Annotated in this window: 17 protein-coding genes, 1 tRNA gene and 1 other RNA gene; 14 read left to right on the top strand and 5 right to left on the bottom strand. The window is 26.9% G+C overall.

The window, feature by feature from the left end:
* Positions 1–108: 108 nt before the first annotated feature.
* Positions 109–804, bottom strand: a complete 696-nt coding sequence (gene rpsB / locus BTURN675_RS01405; RefSeq protein ID WP_046288782.1) for a 30S ribosomal protein S2 — start codon at positions 802–804, stop codon at positions 109–111.
* A gap of 338 nt (positions 805–1,142) precedes the next feature.
* Between rpsB and map the strand changes: the two genes are divergently transcribed.
* The 6 genes from map (at position 1,143) to ffs (ending at position 9,411) form a co-directional block, all read left to right on the top strand.
* Positions 1,143–1,904 (top strand): type I methionyl aminopeptidase, encoded by a 762-nt coding sequence (map, locus tag BTURN675_RS01410; protein WP_046288783.1) that lies wholly within the window; start codon positions 1,143–1,145, stop codon positions 1,902–1,904.
* 194 nt (positions 1,905–2,098) lie between these two features.
* Positions 2,099–2,962, top strand: a complete 864-nt coding sequence (dapD, locus tag BTURN675_RS01415; RefSeq protein ID WP_046288784.1) for a 2,3,4,5-tetrahydropyridine-2,6-dicarboxylate N-succinyltransferase — start codon at positions 2,099–2,101, stop codon at positions 2,960–2,962.
* A gap of 390 nt (positions 2,963–3,352) precedes the next feature.
* Positions 3,353–4,411 carry a UvrD-helicase domain-containing protein gene (locus tag BTURN675_RS03240; protein WP_052722600.1) on the top strand — a complete coding sequence of 353 codons (1,059 nt, stop codon included), beginning with the start codon at positions 3,353–3,355 and terminating at the stop codon, positions 4,409–4,411.
* A gap of 8 nt (positions 4,412–4,419) precedes the next feature.
* Entirely contained in the window at positions 4,420–6,948 is a 2,529-nt protein-coding gene (gene recB / locus BTURN675_RS01420; RefSeq protein ID WP_245592134.1) for an exodeoxyribonuclease V subunit beta, read from the top strand.
* Positions 6,949–7,169: 221 nt separating this feature from the next.
* The gene (gene recD / locus BTURN675_RS01425; RefSeq protein WP_046288785.1) at positions 7,170–9,104 is read left to right on the top strand and encodes an exodeoxyribonuclease V subunit alpha; all 1,935 of its coding nucleotides are present in this window, start codon (positions 7,170–7,172) and stop codon (positions 9,102–9,104) included.
* Positions 9,105–9,323: 219 nt separating this feature from the next.
* An RNA gene (gene ffs, locus BTURN675_RS03210) (signal recognition particle sRNA small type) lies at positions 9,324–9,411 on the top strand.
* Between the two features lie 169 nt (positions 9,412–9,580).
* On the opposite strand, the gene BTURN675_RS01430 is transcribed toward ffs, so the two are convergent.
* The gene (locus BTURN675_RS01430; protein WP_046288786.1) at positions 9,581–9,784 is read right to left on the bottom strand and encodes an HHA domain-containing protein; all 204 of its coding nucleotides are present in this window, start codon (positions 9,782–9,784) and stop codon (positions 9,581–9,583) included.
* 617 nt (positions 9,785–10,401) lie between these two features.
* On the opposite strand from BTURN675_RS01430, the gene apt reads away from it, so the two are divergent.
* The 4 genes from apt to BTURN675_RS01450 all read left to right on the top strand — a co-directional run bounded on the left by apt (position 10,402) and on the right by BTURN675_RS01450 (position 15,752).
* Positions 10,402–10,956 carry an adenine phosphoribosyltransferase gene (gene apt / locus BTURN675_RS01435; RefSeq protein ID WP_046288787.1) on the top strand — a complete coding sequence of 185 codons (555 nt, stop codon included), beginning with the start codon at positions 10,402–10,404 and terminating at the stop codon, positions 10,954–10,956.
* Positions 10,957–11,065: 109 nt separating this feature from the next.
* Entirely contained in the window at positions 11,066–12,280 is a 1,215-nt protein-coding gene (gene dnaX / locus BTURN675_RS01440) for a DNA polymerase III subunit gamma/tau (protein WP_052722603.1), read from the top strand.
* Between the two features lie 365 nt (positions 12,281–12,645).
* On the top strand, positions 12,646–13,308 hold the full coding sequence (locus tag BTURN675_RS01445; protein WP_046288788.1) for an adenylate kinase family protein: 663 nt from the start codon (positions 12,646–12,648) through the stop codon (positions 13,306–13,308).
* Positions 13,309–13,526: 218 nt separating this feature from the next.
* Positions 13,527–15,752, top strand: a complete 2,226-nt coding sequence (locus BTURN675_RS01450; protein WP_046288789.1) for an NADP-dependent isocitrate dehydrogenase — start codon at positions 13,527–13,529, stop codon at positions 15,750–15,752.
* Positions 15,753–15,815: 63 nt separating this feature from the next.
* On the opposite strand, the gene BTURN675_RS01455 is transcribed toward BTURN675_RS01450, so the two are convergent.
* Complete coding sequence (locus BTURN675_RS01455; RefSeq protein WP_046288790.1) at positions 15,816–16,535, bottom strand: UDP-2,3-diacylglucosamine diphosphatase; 720 nt, start codon at positions 16,533–16,535, stop codon at positions 15,816–15,818.
* A gap of 271 nt (positions 16,536–16,806) precedes the next feature.
* Here BTURN675_RS01455 and cysS point away from each other — a divergent pair, with 271 nt between their 5' ends.
* Entirely contained in the window at positions 16,807–18,237 is a 1,431-nt protein-coding gene (gene cysS, locus BTURN675_RS01460; protein ID WP_046288791.1) for a cysteine--tRNA ligase, read from the top strand.
* Between the two features lie 160 nt (positions 18,238–18,397).
* On the opposite strand, the gene folD is transcribed toward cysS, so the two are convergent.
* Positions 18,398–19,258 carry a bifunctional methylenetetrahydrofolate dehydrogenase/methenyltetrahydrofolate cyclohydrolase FolD gene (folD, locus tag BTURN675_RS01465; protein ID WP_046288792.1) on the bottom strand — a complete coding sequence of 287 codons (861 nt, stop codon included), beginning with the start codon at positions 19,256–19,258 and terminating at the stop codon, positions 18,398–18,400.
* Between the two features lie 188 nt (positions 19,259–19,446).
* On the opposite strand from folD, the gene BTURN675_RS01470 reads away from it, so the two are divergent.
* From BTURN675_RS01470 to BTURN675_RS01480, 3 genes are all read left to right on the top strand, one after another.
* Positions 19,447–19,520, top strand: a tRNA-Arg gene (locus BTURN675_RS01470).
* Between the two features lie 445 nt (positions 19,521–19,965).
* Complete coding sequence (locus BTURN675_RS01475; protein WP_046288793.1) at positions 19,966–20,940, top strand: DMT family transporter; 975 nt, start codon at positions 19,966–19,968, stop codon at positions 20,938–20,940.
* Between the two features lie 252 nt (positions 20,941–21,192).
* Entirely contained in the window at positions 21,193–21,837 is a 645-nt protein-coding gene (locus tag BTURN675_RS01480; protein ID WP_144406092.1) for a DUF481 domain-containing protein, read from the top strand.
* A gap of 251 nt (positions 21,838–22,088) precedes the next feature.
* Here BTURN675_RS01480 and rodA read toward each other — a convergent pair whose 3' ends face one another.
* Positions 22,089–23,195: a rod shape-determining protein RodA gene (rodA, locus tag BTURN675_RS01485; RefSeq protein ID WP_046288795.1), complete on the bottom strand. Its 1,107-nt coding sequence runs from the start codon at positions 23,193–23,195 to the stop codon at positions 22,089–22,091.
* Between the last annotated feature and the right edge of the window lie 37 nt (positions 23,196–23,232).

Raw genomic sequence — 23,232 nt, forward strand, 5'->3', positions numbered from 1 at the left:
AGAAACGTTCCTTGAAATTTTTAAAGTTATATTTAAATTTTGATTTAACAATTACATCGTTATGGTTATATAATTATGGTCATATAATGATAAATATTTAAAAAAATTTTAATGTGTTTCTTGGGATATGTTTATTATCACATTAGTTACATTTTTTAAATATAAATTGATAGCACGCATAGCGTCATCATTACCTGGAATAATAAAGTTTACCCCATCTGGGTTTGAATTTGTGTCTACAACAGCAAACAATGGAATTCCTAAATTATTTGCCTCTTTAATTGCAATATGTTCATGTGCGGCGCCAATAATAAATAACGCATCTGGCAATCCTCCCATGTTTTTTATTCCTCCTAAACTATTTTCTAATTTTTCTAATTCGCGTTTTAAAGTTAATTTTTCTTTTTTTGTGAGTTTTTCAAAAGTGCCATCTTTTAATTGAGATTCTAGGTCTTTCAAACGTTTAATCGATTGACGAACAGTTTTCCAATTAGTTAACATACCACCTAGCCATCGATGATTTACAAAAAATTGATTACAAGAAATTGCTGCTTCTCGTACAGAAGCACTTGCTGCACGTTTAGTACCCACAAATAAAATTTTTCCTTTTTTAAGGGCGATTTTTTGCAATTCTGCTAATGCAATATGAAACATCGTTAATGTTTTTTCTAAGTCAATAATATGAATTTTATTTCGTATACCAAAAATAAATGGTCTCATTTTTGGATTCCAATATCGTGTTTGATGTCCAAAATGGACGCCAGCCTCCAGCATTTCATGTATAGAAATATTTGTCGTTATCATTGTAAGTTTTTAAAATTATATTGAAAGTTTTGTAATAATATTACATTTTAAAAATATTTTAAATATCATCTCTATATTTAAATTGCAATATTTTTAATGCAATATACAATAGCAATAATATAATAAAATACAATAATGGTTTAGAGGAAACTTTCCTGGATGAACATTTCATGTTGTTTTATGTTTTGGTGTGTACTGAATTAAATAAGGAAAGATTTATAAGAATTTATTGAATTTTTAAATCGTGTTTAAATAGCACCAACGAAATTTTGGTTTATATTATTATAGGAAATTTGATATTTTAATAGTTAAATAATTTATTAAGGTTAGAATGTATTATGCCGATTTTTATTAAAACATCCTCTGATATTCGGAAAATGCGTTTAGTTGGAAAATGTGTTGCAAATGTATTAGCAATGATTGAATGTTACGTTCAGCCTGGCATCAGTACTGCTGAATTAGATAGAATTTGTAGTGATTATATTATCAATAAACAATCAGCAGTGTCTGCTACATTAGGATACCGAGGATTTCCTGGGTCGATTTGTACCTCGGTTAATGAAGTGGTGTGTCATGGGATTCCGAGTAGTAAGACTATTTTAAATGAAGGGGATATTGTTAATATTGATGTTGCAATTATAAAATATGGATTTTATGCAGATACGTCGAAAATGTTTTTTGTTGGTACAGTTTCACCATTAGCTCAACGTTTATGTAAAGTAACACAAGATAGTTTATATTTGGCTATTAGTATGGTAAAACCGGGTATGAGATTGCGTTTGTTAGGTAAAGCTATTCAAGAATTTGTAGAAAAACAGGAATTTTCTATCGTCAAAGAGTATTGCGGACATGGTATTGGGAGAAATTTTCATGAAGAACCCCATGTATTTCATCATGATACTGATGATAACGGTGTGAGATTAACACCTGGTATGGTATTAACAATCGAGCCAATGGTTAATATTGGAAACTCTCATACATATACTCTGTCTGACGGTTGGACTGTAAAGACTAAAGATCATAGTTTGTCTGCTCAATATGAACATACTATTGTAATTACAAATACTGGGTGTGAAATTATTACTGCACGTTCTGAATAAATAACTATTTATTAAAGTATTAAAAAAATTTGTTCGATGATTTAGTAGAGTGTATTGTTTTTAGTTATTATTTCTTCATGATGTTTTGAAAATCGTTCAAGTTGAGATATTTTTTTAAATTCTTTCAATTTATTGAAATTGTGTAATTGTGTATAATATATAATATAAAATCAATATTATGTAAAATAAACGTTATGTATAGTAACACAGAAAAACTAAAAAACATTATTAATTGCGCTTATGAAAGTCGATCTATCTTTTCTTCTAAAAAGACCGAATTTATTTTTAATGATAACATTGTAGATATTGGTATTGTTGTTTGCAATGTTATTAAATTGCTAAATATAGGGAACTTTCGTATAGCGGAAAAAGTTAATGGTCAGTGGATTGTACATCAATGGTTAAAAAAAGCAATATTGCTTGCATTTTACATTATGGAGAATAAAGTCATAAAATGGGGAGAGGGGTGTTTTTTTGATAAGATGTGTTTAAAATTTTCTAATTGGAGAGAAGAAACTTTTAATAAAGAAAATATAAGAGTTGTACCCCCGGCCACTATTCGATATGGTGCTTATGTTGCGAGAAATGTTGTGCTTATGCCATCATATGTTAATGTTGGTGCGTATATTGATGAAGGCACTATGATTGACACATGGGCAACCATTGGTTCATGCGCGCAAATTGGAAAAAATGTTCATATATCTGGAGGAGTTGGAATCGGTGGGGTATTAGAACCTTTGCAAAATAATCCAACTATTATTGAAGATAATTGTTTTATCGGTGCTCGTTCAGAAATTGTGGAGGGGGTAATTGTAGAACAAGGATCTGTAATTTCTATGGGGGTATTCATTGGTCAAAGTACTAAAATTTATGATTGTGAAAATGGCAATATATACTATGGTCGCGTTCCGACTGGATCTGTTGTAATTCCCGGTACATTACCCAATCATCGTGCAAATGCTAAATTTAACATTTATTGTGCACTTATAGTAAAAAAAGTAGATGAAAAGACTAGAAAAAAAATAGGTATTAATGAGTTATTACGCGGTGTCGGATAATCAATTGGTAGTTTGCTAAGGTTTTTTTTGAATTCGAATGTTTCGTTGTAGTTTTTTTATAATATTACGTTTTATCTTAAATTAGATATAAAAATCATCATTTAATGATTGAAATATGTATTTTGTATTTTTATTTCTTTATGCATGCATGTATTTTTTACATGAATTTTGGTTGTATGTTGAAACATTTAGTGTCGTGTCCTGTTATGGAGTATTATATACGTGACTAACTAAACTGTATGCTGTTGTATTTGAATGCAAATCATATAAAACCATATAACCTAATTATTTTTATTAATGATTGTCAATTAATATTTGATAAAAAATTTTTTCTCATTAAAATGCTCTGATTGAATACCATTCAAGTACATTTAATATTTCAAATCATTAATGCAACCAATAATTAAAGATTTCGATTTTTTGACCTTTTCGTTCCGTGGTCGTTCATTGATTGAAGCTTCAGCTGGCACTGGAAAAACGTATCTTATAGTTATGCTGTATTTACGTTTATTGTTAGGCATTGGTAACGAAAATTGTTTACAATTAACAGTAGATAATATTTTAGTGGTAACATTTACAAGAGGAGGCGTTGAAGAATTACGTGAACGAATCCGAATTTATCTTCGTGAATTTAGATTAGCCTGTCTTGTTGGATATAGTACAAATGTATTTTTTTCCGCCTTGTTAGAAAAAATAAACGACCCCCAGTCAGCTTGTCAAACATTGTTAGCAGCAGAGCATACAATATCGCGTGCTTCAATTTTTACCATTCATGGATTTTGTCAGCACATATTAAAGATGTATCCTATAGAGTTAAACTCAATGTTTCAATATAGTATATTAGAAAATGAAGATCATTTAATTGAAACAGCATGTAATGATTTTTGGCGTAGTTATTTTTATTCTTTACCTACCGAAATTATAAATATCATAACAGGGTATTGGAAGAATCCAAAAGATCTTTTACAAGATGTCCATCCTTATTTACATTATTTAAGTATAAATATTCAGCCGGTATTACGAGGAAATTTTATAACACGTCACAAATATATCATTGATTATATTAATTATATCAAAAAAATATGGATTGCAGAAAAAAGTAAGTTATTAGAATTTATGAATAATAGTAAATATTTTTTAAATCGACGAATTTATAACACTAAAAATATACGAAATTGGTTTGAAATTATTAATTTATGGACTCAAAGTACAACAGTGGATTATCAGATACCTAGTGCATTATGTCGTTTTAAATATTCTGTGATTATACGACATATTACTGTCTATAATCATCAAATTTTGCAATGTCATTTATTTAAGTTAGTAGATGCATTATTTGAAAAGATTGTATCATTAAAACAATTAATACTAAGTACAGCGATATATGAAATACGTAAAAATATAAACTTATTGAAAAAAAAAATTCTGAAATTAGTTTTAATGATTTAATTTCTTTGTTGGATGATGGATTACATGTTCATGATAAAAATGGGAAACTATTACAATCAATACGAAAAACTTACCCCATAGCGATTGTTGATGAATTTCAAGATACTGATTTTCAACAATATCGTATTTTTCATACATTATATTCCAGTCGATCTCAATCAAAATATGGATTGTTATTAGTTGGCGATCCTAAACAATCAATTTATTCATTTCGGGGAGCTGATATATTTTCATATCTATTGGCACGTAAACATGTTGATTTTTATTATACTTTAAATACCAACTGGCGTGCATCGAAAGGCATAGTAAATGCTATTAATAAATTATTCAATTCTAATACATCTTTTTCCCCATTTATTTTTCAGAAAATTCCATTTATTACTATGCGTGCTGCAAAAGATAATAACAGATTACGTTTTGTAGTAAAAAATAAGTCTTATCCTTCATTTTGTTTTTATTTGCCATCCTATCATTCATTAACGGTACGTGAGTATCAAAAAATTATGGCATTTCATTGTGCTACTACTATTCGTGATTTATTGTGTGATGCCAGTTATGGGCAGGCGTGGCTTCAAAGCAGTACATGTAGCAAAAAATTATTGGAATCATCAGATATAGTTGTATTAGTTCGTAATAGTCATGAAGGGAATTTAATCTCTTCTGTGCTAAATCAGTTTAATATATCTAATGTATATTTATCTAATCAGAAAAATATTTTTGAAACATTAGAAGCATTTGATTTGTTATTGATATTACAGGCTATATTATTGCCAGAAGATAATAATATTTTACGTTGCGCATTAATGACTGGTATTATTGGATATAATGCTCAAAAAATTGAATTTATTAATCAAAATGAAAATGATTGGAAAAAAGAAGTTAATGCTTTTGTTGACTATCATTCATTTTGGAAAAAATATGGTGTGCAATCAATGTTGCAAGAAATCATATTTCGACGCCATATTTTTAAACATTTAGCAGCGACTCAAGACGGTAAAAGTAGGTTAATAAACATATTACATTTAGCTGAAATACTTCAAAAATATTCAGTAAATTTACATGATGAAAGTTCATTAGTCAATTGGTTGAAAAAAAAAATTTACTTATCTAATAATTTATCATGTAATGATCAATTATTAAGATCAACAGATAATGATAGATTAATAAAAATTATAACAATACATAAATCGAAAGGATTAGAGTTTCCATTAGTTTTTTTGCCTTTTGTTTCAATTTTACACAAAAAAAAATATCCGTTATTTCATGATCGTGAAAATTATCATATATATTTAGATTTAAGCAATTCTTCAAGAAACATTAATTTATCTGATGAAGAAGGATTATCAGAAGATTTAAGATTGTTTTATGTTGCTGTTACTCGAGCAATTTATCATTGTTTTATTGGTATCGGTTCTATTTCCTTTAAAAAAAGAATCAAAAAGAATCAATGTTGTAATGATCTTCATCGCACTGCATTAGGATATTTAGTGCAGAAGGGCGTCCCTGGAAATTTTTATTTTTTAGAAAAATGTTTAATAAAATTAGTGGAATCTGCTCAAGGAGATATAATGTTAAATTATATTTCTAACAATAAAAATCAAGAAAATTGTAAATTATTAATTGATGGTATAACCAATAATGATTTGAAAAATAAAAATAATTTATCTGCTAGAAATTGGAAAATACAGATTAATACCAAATATACAGTTACAAGTTATAGTGAATTGTATCATTCTAATACATTTTTTTCGTCAGAGAAGTCATTGATGTTAAATAAACAGATTATTTGCACGGCGAAAAATAATAAACAAGACGGTATATTGTTTACCCCTTATTCTTTTCCTCAAGGAAAAGAATCAGGTGTTTTTTTACATCATATTTTTCAAAAATGGAATTTTAAAAAAAAAATAAATGCTGAATGGTTATCTTTGCAATTAATGCAATATGGAATTAGTTTAACATGGTTACCTATCTTACAGATGTGGATGGATACAATCGCTTCTATGCCTTTAAATAATGAAAATTTTGTTCTTTCCCAACTGTCATCTAGTGATTATCGTACTGAGTTTGAGTTTTATTTATCTGTCAAGTCTCTTGTTTCTGCCGAAAAGTTTGATAATATTTGTAAAAATTATGATCCAATTTCTCGTTTATCTTCTCCTCTTACGTTTCCTGATATTTTAGGTATGATACATGGATTCATTGATTTGGTTTTTCGTTGGAAAGGTAAGTATTATTTATTGGATTATAAATCTAATTGGTTAGGTGGGGAGTGTCATGATTATTCTTTACTAAATATAAAAAATGAAATGATTTTTCGTCATTATGCATTACAATATCAAATATATACATTAGCTTTACATCGTTTTTTACGTCATAAATTGATATCGTATAATTATAAAAAAGATTTTGGGGGAGTGTATTATTTATTTTTAAGGGGCATTGATTTAGTACATTCAGGTAATGGAATTTATTTTTGTTTGCCTGATCAAAGGTTAATTGATGAACTCGATGAGTTATTATCTATATGTCAATGATTAATTACTAGAATATTTATTATAAAAATAAATAAATCATTGCGTCCGGTTTTCACTTAAATTCACTTATAATGTTTAATGTAATTCATGTATTATTAGACATTATGTTTTATATTGTTTGTTTGTTCTGTTATAAATTTATTTTATATCATTGTGATTTTAATTTTTTTGAAAAAGATTAAAGTATAATGCTTTATTAAAGTATTCATAATAATTATTCTATGCATGAGTTTGTTTTAGAGGCATTAAAATTAGGTTTGTGGCGGCAATTAGACGTTCGATTTGCTTATATGTTATTAGCTGCTACTACTAATTTACATCAATATAATGCTTTAATGTTGGCTATCATTACTTTAAGCGCATATATTAATCAAGGACATGTTTGTTTACCATTGTTTATATTATCTCCTAGTCGGTTATTTGGAGGAGAGCATCTTTTTTTAGCTAATGAAATTTGGAAAAAAATTGGTAATTTATCAATTTCTCAATGGACTGAATTATTACTTGTTAATAATACTATAGTAAGTAATGGGTCTTACTTAGCTCCACTAGTACTAGATAAAGGTCGATTATATTTATATCGTATGTGGAATTATGAATGTTCAATTGCTAAATTTTTTTATTATAGCTCACGACAATTGAGCAATATTTCTATTAAAGAAAACAATAAAATAGCTAAATTATTAAATAACTTTTTTCCTGATGTAACTAATCTTAATAATAAGCTTGGTTATAGAAATAGTAATGATATTGATTGGCAAAAAATTGCTGTTGCTATGACTTTAACTAGTAAAGTCACAGTAATATCTGGAGGTCCAGGTACTGGAAAGACTTTTATTATTTCTAAATTATTGGCGATAATTTCGTTACTGTATTCTAATTGTTCATTAATAGTGAAAATGGCTGCACCTACTGGAAAATCGGTGGCACGATTAAATGAATCTATTAATATTATGAATCAGCAATTATCTTTAGTTAACAGTGATTTTAGGAAGACTACTTTATCAATAGAAGTAGTTACATTACATAGGTTGTTGGGCATGTCTCTTTATCATCAGAACATTCAACGTGTTAAATATAATTTTTTGTGTTTAGATTATTTAATTATTGATGAGTCTTCAATGATAGATTTGTCTATGATGGCAAAAATAATTAAATATTTATCAGCCAAGACAAAAATAATTTTTTTGGGTGATTATAATCAATTACCTTCAGTTGATCCTGGTTCTGTATTTTTAGATCTTTGTTATTTTATTGGAAAAAGTTATACATATAAATTTTCTCAAAGAATTCAAAATTTAACTAATTATACTTTGCCGTATAGTAGTGAAAATGAATATAGTATTACTGATACTTTATGTTTATTACAAAAAAATTATCGTTTTAGCGCTATTTCAGAAATTGGGCGATTAGCTAATGCTATTAATTCAGGTAATCAACATCATGTTTTATCTTTATTAACTTCTAGAATGACAGTGGATATTTGTTACATGGTTGTAAAAGATCGTGAAGATTATTTTAAAATGTTGTTTAAATGTGCACTGGGCTACATAAATTACTTTAAAAATATCGTATCATGTAGTTGTATAGATTTAGTGTCTATTTTAAATATTTTTAATGAATACAGAGTATTATCTATATTACGGGAGGGGCCATTTGGTTTTATACAATTGAATGTATTGATTGAAAATATATTACGTAATTATGGATTAATTCACTCAGTGGATAATAATGACGAATGTTATGTAGGCCGTCCAATTATTGTTACTTCTAATGATCCATCGTTATTGTTATTTAATGGTGAAACTGGTATTATATTGCCGGATGATAATAATCAGTCAGATTTGTTTGCATATTTTATGTTATCAAACGGAAAAATTAATAAAGTTCCTTTGCATAAATTACCAAAACATGAAACTAATTTTGTAATGACCGTACATAAAGCTCAGGGATCGGAATTTAAATATGTATCGTTAGTATTTCCTGATAAAATTACACCAATATTGACTAAAGAGTTGTTTTACACTGGTATTACTAGAGCTCGTAATCGTTTGTCAATTTATGCAAACGATAAAATAATAACTCATACCATGCAACATTCATATAATCGTTATAGTGGTCTGGTTGATCGTTTAAAGCATTATAAAGAATTATAAAGAAGGGTGGTAATATTTTTTTATTGTGTTATCACTATGTATAATAGTAGTAATAATTTTCACTTATTATTTTTCGGTAATAGTAGAAATTGTGCATTAGTGTACTCTGTTATTAAATTATGCTTAGGAATAGGCATAGGCATAGATAATAAAAATGTATTTTGGTACTTGTTTTGAGTAATGTAATGTGGTATCCTCACTTTTTGGTGAGGCCTTAGAGGTGTTCTTGCAATGGATGTTTTATGAACCCGGTCAGATCTGGAAGGAAGCAGCCGTAATGAAATATGCATGTGCATTGAGCCAATGAGGCTTCCCATTTTGATTTTTGTTTTATTTGCTGAGTTTTTTAATTGTTTTTGTATTCTATTCAGTAAAAAAAAACAGATTCTTGTATTTTATAATTTTATCTTCTATACATATAGAAGATTTAATATATAAAAGATTTATTTCGTGATAATAAATAAATAACTTATTTCTTAACGAACATATTTCCAAACAGAAATGGGTACTTTATCGTATAATTTATTCATTGTAAGTTCAGCTAATCTGTGATCTGCTGCAGAATTAAAATTCTCCAATTCATCGTCAGATAATTCATATTTGTTTTTTTCAATTATCCGTTCCAATGTTTCTAGTGTTCTACATTTTCTTAATCGCATTAAATAATCTATTTTTTTCATTAATTAACACCTATGAGTTACCAATTTAAATATTTTTATTGCACAACATAAAAACTTTATTTATCATGAATATATTTATCGTTACATTACTAATTGTTTAATTTCAATCTCAAGAAATTTTATCATACTTTTGATAAAAAAGGTAAATGTAAATATAATTAAATTAAATGTTAATTATTATGTTTTATTTTTTTAAGTAATATAATTGTTGGTTGATACAATAAAATTTGTTGATATAATTGTATACATTGCAGTTTTACTGGCCGGTAATTATACTTTTCTATTGTTGTTTTTATATTGTTTTTATATTGTTTTTGTATTTAATTAATGCCAAAATAGCATTAGCTCAACTTGTAATTTAGTTGATTTGTACGTTGTTTTCATTACATTATAAGGTTTCATATTATGATTATGATGATGATATTCATAAATCAACAATTCCAGTCATTACGTGGGTGATTCGTTGATGTGCGTGTGAAAATCAAGATATATATCCGACATAAAAAATTAACATTTTTTGAGATTTTCGTTTGTAAGGGGATTTTTTTTAGTGTATTTATATCCGTTTAAATTAATAATTTTCTTAAAATGTTTTAAATTTATAAATGCAATGAGCTATGGAAAATATTATAAATCATCAATTATCCTTAATCAAAGAAAATATTTATTGTGTAAAAAATTATCCCAAAAAGGGGATTTTATTTCGTGATATTAGTCCTCTTTTAGAAAATCACAAAGCATATTCTGCTAGTATTTCTTTGTTGGCTAGTCATTATAAAAATTATAAATTAACAAAAATTGTTGGTATTGAATCGCGAGGATTTTTGTTTGGTGCCCCGTTAGCTTTAATATTAAATTTGGGATTTATTCCAATACGGAAAGCAGGGAAGTTACCTAGAGATACAATCAGTACAAGTTATGTATTAGAATATGGAGTGTCTTATTTAGAAATACATAATGATGCTATTTATCCAGGAGATAAAATATTAATTGTGGATGATATATTGGCCACTGGTGGGACTATTACAGCTTCTGTAAATTTAATCAGACGTTTGGGTGGTGAAGTACAAGATGCTGCGTTTATAGTAAATTTAGATTATCTTGGTGGCAAAAAGATATTAGATAATATTGGAATACAGAGTTATAGTTTGGTTGTATTTTCAGAATATTAAATGAATTTTTTGCGTATTAATAAAATTACAAATAATTATGCTATTATAATAGCTTATTATATGACTGTATGTGATTGATTAACAACAATAATTTTTATTAAAATTTTTTATGACCTATCAAGTTCTTGCTCGAAAATGGCGGCCAAAAGTTTTTGATTCTGTTATAGGCCAGGAACATATTGTAACCGCTATTGCAAATTCTTTTATATTAAATAAGGTGCATCATGCATATATATTATTTGGTACCCGGGGGGTTGGTAAAACGACTATAGCTCGATTATTTGCGAAACGCTTGAATTGTAAAAGTGAAAAAAAATCATTACCGTGTGGTTGTTGTAATATTTGTTTAGAAATTGACAAGGGTTGTTTTTTTGATGTTATTGAAATAGATGCTGCTTCACGAAGTAAAGTGGAAGACACTCGAGAATTTTTAGATGATTCGTACTATCCACCAATTGTTGGTCAATTTAAAGTGTATTTAATAGATGAAGTGCATATGTTATCTCGAAATAGTTTAAATGCACTGTTGAAAGTATTGGAAGAACCGCCTAAACATGTTAAATTTTTTTTAATTACTACTGAACAGCAAAAATTGCCAGCTACTATATTATCCCGATGTGTTCAATTTTATTTGCGTCCTTTATCTATTTCCCAAATTTTCAATCAGTTAGTATATATTTTTAAACAGGAAAATATTGAATGTGAACTTTCAGGTGTAAAATTAATAGCTTATTTTGCTAAAGGCAGTATGCGTGATGCTTTAAGTTTAAGTGAACAGGCAATTATTATTGGGAAAAATAAAATATATCATAATGTCATTAAGAAAATGTTAGGTGTTATAGATATAGAGCATCCATTATTTTTATTAGAAAGTTTGATTGATGACAATGTTCATGCGGTAATGCTTCGTATAGAACAGTGCTCAAAATTAAATGTGGATTGGGATTATTTTTTGTCGGATATGCTTATGTTATTGCAAAAAATAGGTATGATTCAATTATCGAATAATACATATGATACACATAATGACAATGTTGATGATATTAGAACATTTGAAAAAACTCGATTAATAGCGTTATCTAAAAAAATAGTTCCAGCACATGTACAATTATATTATCAGATTTTTCTAACAGGTAGAAAAGAACTATATTATGCACCAAGTTATCGAATGGGTTTTGAAATGATTATGTTGCGTGCATCAATATTATTAGACATTGCAAAGAATCATAATTCTCATAATTATATCTGTAGTGATAATTCTGAAAAAAACTCTTTTATTACCAATATGATCGCAAATCAGGGTTCATTTATTACTTTTCGTTAACAAATTATAAAAAAATTCTAATATCATATTGTTATGCTATATGAAATAATAAATTAAGAAGTAAAGAGATAGTTTTTATATTATTCAAAGTGTTTTTAATGTTATTAATGTGAATGTTTATGTTTTAGTCGTGTAATTAATCATAGTAAGATATTTTGAATATAAAATATGTTTTAAAAGTATTTTAATTGTTATTTTATTTAATTGAATGGTATTTATTATATGTTGCAATTTTAAATTACGATGGGTAGTCTTTACATGTACAACATGTTGTTATATTCAGGAGTTGTAATTAGTTTATTTTCATATAATATATTATTTATATGAAATTCTGTACTTAGTGTTATAGTAAAGGTTTTTAAATCATGCGAATTGTATTAATTGGCCCTCCAGGGGCAGGAAAAGGTACCCAAGCGTATTTTATCATGCAACATTATAATATTCCTTGTATTTCTGTAGGAAGCATGCTGCGCGATTTTATGAATACCGACTCCAATAATTTGTCGAATATGGTAAAAAATACTATTAATTCTGGTCATTTAGTATCAAACGAAATAGTAATAAATTTAGTAAAAAAAAGATTTAAAAATCGTGATTATTATAAAAATGGTTTTATACTGGATGGTTTTCCAAGAACATTTACTCAAGCACATGCTATGAAAGAAATTGGAATTTCAATAGATTTTGTGTTGATATTTTCAATTTCAGAACAATTGATTATTCAACGAATTTCTGGTCGTTATTTACATGTTCCTTCTGGTAGAATTTATCATCCAATATTTAATCCTCCTAAGAAATATGGTTATGATGATATTACTGGAGAATTATTGGTGTGTAGAGAAGATGATAATAAGCAAGTTATACGGAACCGATTAATAGAGTATTACTGTTATACAATACCAGTAATAGATTTTTATCGCAAAGAATCTTTGATCGATCAGCGGTTACACTGTGTTTCAATTGATTGTGATAAAGATATATCAGAGGTTCAGTGTGCATTGAAGAAAATTTTTGATCAAAAATATTAAAAAATATTAGTAGTGAAATAATATTGCCATAAATTGAATGATATATATTATCATTTAATATTGCCAACCCGTAATGTTGGGTTGGTATCTTATCAATTAGAATTTGGAGAGGCGGAAATTTTTTTTCATTTAATTCAAATGATCTACATAACATAATATGTAATACGTAAACCATTATATATTTTATCTTTTATAAAAAATTAAATAAAATTTTAGATATGTATACAACTGATTTATCATCCAAAATAATTTATACGTTGACTGATGAATCTCCATTATTGTCAACATATTCTTTCTTGCCAATTATTTTTACATTTATTAAAGATACCGGAATTACAGTTGAAACAAAAGATATTTCTCTAGCTACTAGAATACTTAGTAATTTTTCTCGATTTTTGCGTTTTGAAGAACAAAAATCTAATGATTTATATGATTTAAGTCAAATAATAAAAATCAAGGATGCTAATATTATAAAATTGCCTAATATTAGTGCTTCATTGCCCCAACTAAAAAAAGCTATTCAAGAATTGAAAAGTTGTGGATATTGTATTCCTAATTATATAGATAAACCAAAAAATATATATGAACAAAATATTAAATTACTTTATGATAACATAAAAGGTAGTGCTGTTAATCCAATTTTACGAGACGGCAATTCTATACGCTATGTTCCATCTGTAATTAAAAAACATTTGAAAAGAAATTTCAAAGTTGATGATTGGTCAATTGATTCAAAATCTCACGTATCTCATATGAATAGTGGTGATTTTTATGGTAGTGAAAAATCAATAATAATCAATAGAAGTCATTATATAACGATTGTTTTATTGAATCGATTCGGCGAAAAAAAAACATTAAAAGAAAAAATCTTAGTTAATTTTGGTGATGTAATTGATGTTGCTTGCATGAAAAAAAAGTTGTTAATTCGTTTTATTCGTGAACAAATTCAAGATGCTAAAAATCAACAAATTTTATTATCTATACATTTAAAAAGTACAATGATGAAGATTTCTGATCCAATTATATTTGGTGTTATAGTAAGTGAATTTTACCGTAATATATGTAAAAAATACAAACGATATTTTGAAACGTTAAATATAAATTTTAATAATGGAATTAGTGATCTTTATAATAACATGTCGCATTTACCAAACACTGTGCAAAAAGATATAAAACAATCTCTTGAATTAATATACTCTCATCAACCCCGACTAGCAATGGTAGATTGTAACAATGGTATTACTAACTTACATATACCACATGGTATGATTATTGATTCTTCGATGGCTAACATGATTTATAATTCTGGAAAAATGTTAGGTAATGATGGTAAATTATATGATACAAAGGCCATTATTCCTGATCGTTGTTATGCTGGCATATATCAAGCAGTAATTGAAAATTGTAAAAAACATGGTGCTTTTGATTCTAATACCATGGGTAGTATGTTGAACATTGGTCTGATGGCAAAAAGAGCGGAAGAATACGGTTCGCATGATACTACTTTTGAAATTCCATATGATGGTGTTATGCAGGTTATTGATAATAATAATCAATTATTATTTGAAAACATAGTACAAATCGGTGATATTTGGCGATTGTGTCAAACAAGTGATATAGCCGTTAGGCATTGGGTAGAATTGGCATGCCAATATGCTGAATCACATAACATTCCTACTGTTTTTTGGTTAGATGACAAACGTCAACATGATATGTGTATCATAAAAAAGGTCAAATCGTATATAAATATTTCATCATTTGTAGATATTATTATTTTATCTCCTGTGCAAGCCGTGTTATTTTCTATTGAACGAATCCGTTCTGGGAAAAATGTCATTTCAGTGACTGGGAATGTTATACGTGATTATCTTACTGATTTATTTCCTATTTTAGAATTAGGCTCTAGTGCTAGAACGTTATCCATTACTCGGTTGATATCTGATGGAATTTTATGCGAAACAGGATCAGGTGGATCTGCGCCAAAACATTTTGAAACATTTATCAAACATAATCATTTATCTTGGGATTCTTTAGGGGAGTTTTTTGCTTTGTTTGCCTCGTTTAAACATATATTTGAGAATAACGGTAATTTTAAAGCTAAGATTTTGTCAGATTCTTTATATCAGGGTATTTGTAAATTGATTAAAATGAATCGTTTACCTTCTAAGAAAATTGGTGAGCTAGATAGTCGAGGTAGTCATTTTTATTTAGCGATGTATTGGTCAGAAGCTTTAGCGTTACAAAATACTGATAAAAAATTAAAAAACAAATTTAAAAATTTGTATGATTTATTGATTTTTAACGAAAAAAATATTATGGATGAGTTAATTCAAGTGCAAGGAAAAAGCGTGGAACTTGGAGGCTATTATAATCCAGACGTTAGAAAATTAAAAAAAATCATGTGCCCCAGCATTATTTTTAACGATATATTGAAGTTATTTTAATCATGTGAATTTTTGCTTAATAAAAAAAATTTTGTTGATCGTTGTTATAAAAATTTATGTAAATTATTTTTTAAAAGTAATTTCATTTAAAAATATACCATTTTTGTTAATTTCTACAACTGAGCCTGTATTTTTCCAGTTACCTAAAACAATTCGTTCTAATTTTTTCATATCATCGACAATTGTGTAATATTTTTTTGCTTGATGGATATGACCATGAATCATGAAATCTGTATTGGTTTGTAATAGTATTTTTTTAATTTTTTTTTGATCGATGGTATCAGATGTCACGTTGTTATGTTTTTTATTATTTTGTATAATACGACTAATATATAGGCGAGTCGATAATGGTAATGATAAAAATATTTTTTGAAGCCACATTTGTCTTGTGTATTTACGAAATCGTTGATAGTTATTATCATTAATACATAAAGTATCTCCGTGTAAAATAATTATTCGATGTCCTAAAAATTCCAAAATATTTTTGGATGGTAATAAAGTGATACCACAATTAATAGCATATGTGTTGCCTAATAAAAAATCATGATTTCCATGAATGAAATAACATGGAGTATGATGGCGATACAGATATTGTAATGCATTGGAAATTTCAATATGCAATGGATTAGGATCATCATCACCTATCCATATTTCAAAGAGATCTCCAAGTATATATAATGCTTGAGCATGAATTGCTTGATTGTGTAAGAAATTTATAAAAGATTGAACAATGTATGGTTTGTTATTACAAAGATGAACGTCTGATACGAATAAAATAAACATGTATGATTTGATTATGTTAATTATTAGTTTGTAATTTTTATTTATTGTGTTAATAAAACAGTATCGATTTTTTTGTTTTTTTAATAAATTTTATATAACAATAATCACTGAAGATCAACAATTGTTTGCTGAGATTTACATCTCAGATCATTCTATCAATATGACGTTAATAAAATATTTACCATTACTATATGAATAGTATTTATAATTTGTTAAATTACTACACTATTTTTTTATGCGTTAGAATATATTTTTGTAATCATGGATAGTTATGTTAAAAATTTTTAATACTTTAACAAGAAAAAAAGAACATTTTAGACCGATCAAATCAGGTCATGTAAGTATATATGTATGTGGTGCTACTGTATACGATTTATGCCACATTGGACATGCCCGTACTTTTTTGTTTTTTGATTTTGTTGTTCGTTATTTACAATATTCTGGATATACAGTTAACTATGTACGTAATATCACTGATATTGACGATAAAATTATTCAACGTGCTTTCATGAATAAAGAATCTTATCAAAAATTAACTAATCGTATGATTGTAGCTATGCAAAATGATTTAACTGCTTTAAATGTTATCCCTCCAAACTATGAACCACGTGTTACAGAATATATGAATGATATTATTGCATTTATATCTAAACTTATTGATAAAAATTATGCTTATATAGCTTCAAACGGAGATGTCTTATTTTCTCTTAAAAAAGCAAAAAATTATAATGTTCTTTCCGGTCAAAATCTTGAAAAAATGTATATTATGAAGTCTTCTAATGTATCTTTTAAACGTCATCCAATGGATTTTGTATTATGGAAAAAATGTAATAGTAATAATAATTCCTTATTATTATCTGATTCGGTTTGGTTTTCCCCATGGGGAAATGGTCGACCTGGTTGGCATATTGAGTGTTCTGTCATGAGTTATGTTTTACTTGGGAAGCATTTTGACATTCATGGAGGAGGAATAGATTTAATATTTCCTCATCATGAAAATGAAATAGTTCAATCTACTGCAGCTTATGATACCCCGTATGCTAATATATGGATGCATGTAGGTATGGTGAAACGCAATTCAATGAAAATGTCTAAATCATTAAAAAATTTTTTTACTATACGGGATGTGTTGCAAAATTACGACCCCGAAACTGTTCGGTATTTTTTAATGTCAGCACATTATCGAAATTCGATCAATTATACAAATGAAAATATTCGTCAATCTAGATTATCATTGGAACATTTATATATGTCATTAAGAAATATTGATAAAATCAATAGTACGATAGGTGAAGATTATTTCATATCAAAATTTATTTCTGAGATAGATAATGATTTTAATATGCCAGGTGCTTATTCTGTATTATTTGAAATATCACATAAAATAAACCAATTAAAGAGTAAAGGAAATAAATATATTACAGAATTACAAAATTTGGCATCTACATTACGTTATTTAGGTCAATTATTGGGTTTGTTAAATCAAAATCCTGACTGTTTTTTAAAAAGAATATTTAAACCTTCTGTGATAAAAGATCAAGATCTAATACAAGAAATAGAACTGTTAGTTAAAAACAGAAATATTGCAAGGAAAAATAAAAATTGGATATTAGCGGATCAATTACGATGTGCATTGTATGAATTAGGGGTAATATTAGAAGATGATTCACAAGGAAGCACCATGTGGAGATTTATTAGTTAATTATTTGATCTTATTTTGTATTAAATGTTACATAATCGTTAATAAATAATTGATATTTATCAAATTATTTGACTAATGTACAATGATTCATCTTAGCAAAAACATTGTTTTGAAATTATTTAGCAAAAAAGTAGTTTGTTATACAAAAATGATAATGATATTATACGTATTTATGATATCGAATATAAGCCTGAAATGTATTTTGAATTAAAGTAGCTACCGTCATAGGTCCTACTCCCCCTGGAACTGGGGTAATGTAAGAAGCCTGATTATATGTGCTAAAGAAATCTACATCTCCCACTATTTTTCCATTTTTTAATCTATTAATTCCTACATCTATTACTATAGCTCCTGGTTTAATCCAACTTCCATGAATAAAATTTGCTTTTCCAACAGCGACAATTAATAAATCAGCATGTTTAACATGTTGTTTTAAATTATGAGTAAATCGATGAGTAATCGATACTGTACACCCTGCTAATAACAATTCTAGACTCATTGGTCGGCCTACAATATTTGATGCACCAATTATGACTGCATGAAGAACATGTGTGTTAATATGATATTTATTTAACAAAGTGATAATGCCTTGAGGGGTGCATGGTCGAAGCATGGGTGATCGTTGACATAATCGTCCAATATTATACGGATGTAATCCATCTACATCTTTTGAGGGCAAAATTTTTTCTATTACATTGATTTGGTTAATATTTTTTGGTAATGGTAATTGTATTAATATACCATCTATATAATCGTCGATATTTAGTGTTTCAATCAATTTTAATAATGAGTTTTCATCGCTTTCTTGTGAAAGATTATAACAAAATGAACAAATACCAACTTCTTTACAAGCTTTTTGTTTACTATTTATATAAATTTTTGAAATTGGATTATTACCTACTAAAATTATTGCTAATCCTGGAGCTCGGATCCCTTGTTTAAGATATTTTTGTATTTTGTATGCAATTTTTGTTTTTATTTGTGTGGCAATTCGTGTGCCATCAATTATTTTTGCTACCATGAAAATTTATATCCAGTATGTTTGTTTAATGAGTAATTATTCAATTATAAATATGAAAAATGTTAATTTTTATCATAAATGATATTAATATTTAAGGATTCTTGACTCACATTATGATCTTAGTATAATAAAAATGGATATGAAAATAATTATGTAATTATTATTAAATGTTCTTATATTTATTATGTGCGCCCTTAACTCAATTGGATAGAGTAGCAGCCTTCTAAGCTGCAGGTAACAGGTTCAAATCCTGTAGGGCGCGAATCTCATTACATTAATATTGCAATATGTTATGTAAATATTGTAAATTAATAATAACATTATCATTAGCAATAAGCTAATTAAAAAAATACATGTTACACTGGTGTCAAAAAATGAACAATTGTAAATCAAAATATAATTTACAAATTATGAACCTATATATAGTAAATATATATTTAAATTATTTGGATATTTTTATGAAGAAATTTTAAAAATCGTTCTTAATTTTAGTTTGTTTTTATTAATATTAGTTGCTCAATGTTTTAAAAAATATATGTTTATATTAACAATCATTATTATTGTTAATACTTGTTAGAAATATTTTTTAAATATAGCTATATTTACGTGTTGCTTACATGTTAAAATATGTAACATTGCAAAACATCAATTATTATTTATAATATTTAAACACCTTCTTTTTATAGATAAGTAGTTGTGGAATAATTATGATTGCTGGTTTATTGTTTTCTCTTGGAGCCAATTTGTTATGGGGACTAATTTTTATTGGCCCACTTTTAGTTCCAGAGTATCCAGGAGTATTACAAGCAGCAGCAAGATATGTTGCATTTGGGATTATTACTTTGCCTTTGTCATGGTTTGATAGAAATCGTTTGTTTAAATTGTTACGTAAAGATTGGATAGAAGCAATAAAATTGGTGTTAGTCGGTAATTTAATATATTATGCATGTCTTACGAATGCTATCCAACGTACTGGATCGCTGATTTCCACAATAATTATTGGCACTTTACCAGCTGTTTTAGCTATTACTGCTAATCTTTCATATACCACCTATAATAAAAAGGATAAGTTATCATGGAACGTACTTCTAGTTGGACTATGTTTTATCGTATTCGGTTTGATATGTGTGAATTTAGAAGAATTGCAGTATACATTAAATATTTTCAGTTTTCAGGAGTATTTTAGTGGCATAATATTGGCTGTTGTCTCTGTAATTTGTTGGACTTGGTACGCGTTACGAAATGCCAAATGGTTAAAACAACATTCATATAGTACATCGATGACTTGGACTATAGCGCAAGGAATAGTACTATTACCTTTATCTTTTATATTTTATGTTGGTATTTGCATATTTTTTAATATAGTTAACAGTGATTTTATATTACCTTTGGGGCCGAGACCGAAGGTATTTATTTTGTTAATGTTTGCTATTGGTTTTTTATGTTCTTGGGTAGGTACTTTTTTTTGGAATGAAGCTAGCCAACGTTTACCAACTGTGTTTATGGGTCCGTTGATTGTATTTGAAACTATATTTGGATTATTGTATACTTTTATACACAGGAAAATTTGTCCATCGTTTTTAACATTATTTGGTATATTACTTTTGATAGTAGGTGTTGTATATATTAGTAGTACCAAATTATTTTTAATAAAAAAAGATGAACGATCTGTTAAGAGTTAGTTTATGTTGCTAACAAAATGATGTCATACTAGTTTACACTATATCCATGTTTTTTTTAAAGATAAAAATATAAAGCTGAATATTTTTTATATTAGGTGTTTTTGTATTTTTTTAATAATATTAAATTTAGTTAAAATATAACTATTGGGTATGTTATTAATGATTTCAAAAAATATGTTAATTCAATATAATATTATTTCTCAGCTAAATTTGATAAATTTCACCATATCCATAATGTTTTTTTATGTCATTATGTTTTCTGTTACACCTCGGTTCTGTTTTGCAAAAAAATTGTTGTGTATAGATAGCAATATTCAAAAAAAATACAATTTTTTATTATTAAAATCACAAAATTATAATTTTTCCGTTGAAATCCCTACAAAAAAAATATTTGACAATAATCATTATGGTTTAAAATATCAAGCATGTATTCAATCACAGTATTATTTAAATAATGACAAATTTTTATTTGTAAAATATTCTGGAATAAAAGAATATTACAATGGTTCATTATTCAAAAATATTTTATTAATTGGTTCGGGATATAATATTTTTCATGGACCAGTATGTTTTTCTCAAATGCGATACTCCCCTGGTTTTTATTACACTATTGTATATAATAATCATCAAAACAACTGTTTTAAATCATTAATGTATGGTTCTGGTATGTATACGTATCAGTTGATTAATAATATTTATTATTATCAATATTTAGGTGTATTAGCAAATTTAAAACATATATGTACTAAATTTGAAAATTCATTAAGTATATTTTTTAATAGTCAAACTGTTTTATTGAAATGTTCCTATAATGTTGTTTTAAACGAAAATAAATTTCAAAATCTGTTACCAAATGTTAATAAATATGTTTCGGTATCTTTTACATATTTTTTATAAAATGTTAATGACTTATAAAAAATGATGTTAAATATGTAATAATTAACAAAAAAAATTGTTTTCGTATCATAATTCAATTGATGATTTTATGTTAAATACACAACAAGAAACATATTATGATTAATAAATATTTTAAATATTTATTAAACTATACAACAATATTTATAATTAAAAAAATATTTGAATAATTATACAAAAATATTTTTTATGCATACAATGATGGTGATTGTATAAAATATTTCTTAATATTCTTATATAATGTCTCTATGAATATATACTGACATAATAATTCCAAAACTTGATAAAAATACTATTAACGCTGATCCACCATAGCTAACTAATGGCAATGGAATTCCTACCACTGGCAAAAGACCACTGACCATTCCGATATTTGTAAATACGTATATAAATAAAATAATCATTAAACTACTACTTATGATTCTTCCAAAAATATTTTTTGCATTAATAGCAATAAAAAAACCCCTAATAATAATATTTACATATAGTAATAATAATACTATTTCTCCTATTAATCCTAATTCTTCACCAATTACAGAAAAAATAAAATCAGTATGTCTTTCTGGTAAAAATTCAAGTTGTGACTGTGTACCATTCAACCAACCTTTTCCGGTTAATCCCCCTGAACCGATAGCGATTTTTGATTGAGTAATATGATAACCTGTTCCTAATGGATCAAGATCCGGATTCAATAAAGTATTAATTCTATCTCGTTGATAATCATGCATATAAAAAAACCAAATTATTGGAATAGAAAATATTACTATTGAGATTATTATAACAATTAATTTACCACTAAAACCTGCAAAAAATAAAGTAAATAATCCAGAAATACTGATCAAAATTGCACTACCTAAATCTGGTTGATAAGCTACAAGTACTGTAGGTATTAAAATGAGTATTAATACAAAACTAGTATGTTTTACAGATGACAGTGATTCATTATCATAATAGTGAACATAACGAGCTAATATAAGAGGCATAATAATTTTAACTAATTCTGAAGGTTGAAAGCGAATGTCGCCAAAAAATAACCATCTTTGTGCTCCTTTAGTAATATCTCCATAAATGTTTACCAAAATTAATAAAAATATGCAAAAGCAATATAAGTAAGGTGCCAGTGTTTCATATATACGAGGAGGTATTTGTGCCAATCCTATCATTATTATTAGACCAAAAATAATTTGAATGATCTTTTTTTCCACAATAAATATATTTTGTCCACTAGCGCTCCACATAATAAATAAACTGTATATCAAAAGTAAAATAATAAAAAAAAACAATATTCTATCAATATACATTTTTTTTCGTGTAGTATATTTTTTAAAAATTGTTTTCATAAGTTATAAATACATTTTTATATAGGCATACAAAAAT

Source organism: Blochmannia endosymbiont of Polyrhachis (Hedomyrma) turneri (genome assembly GCF_000973505.1).
Lineage (GTDB): Bacteria > Pseudomonadota > Gammaproteobacteria > Enterobacterales > Enterobacteriaceae > Blochmanniella.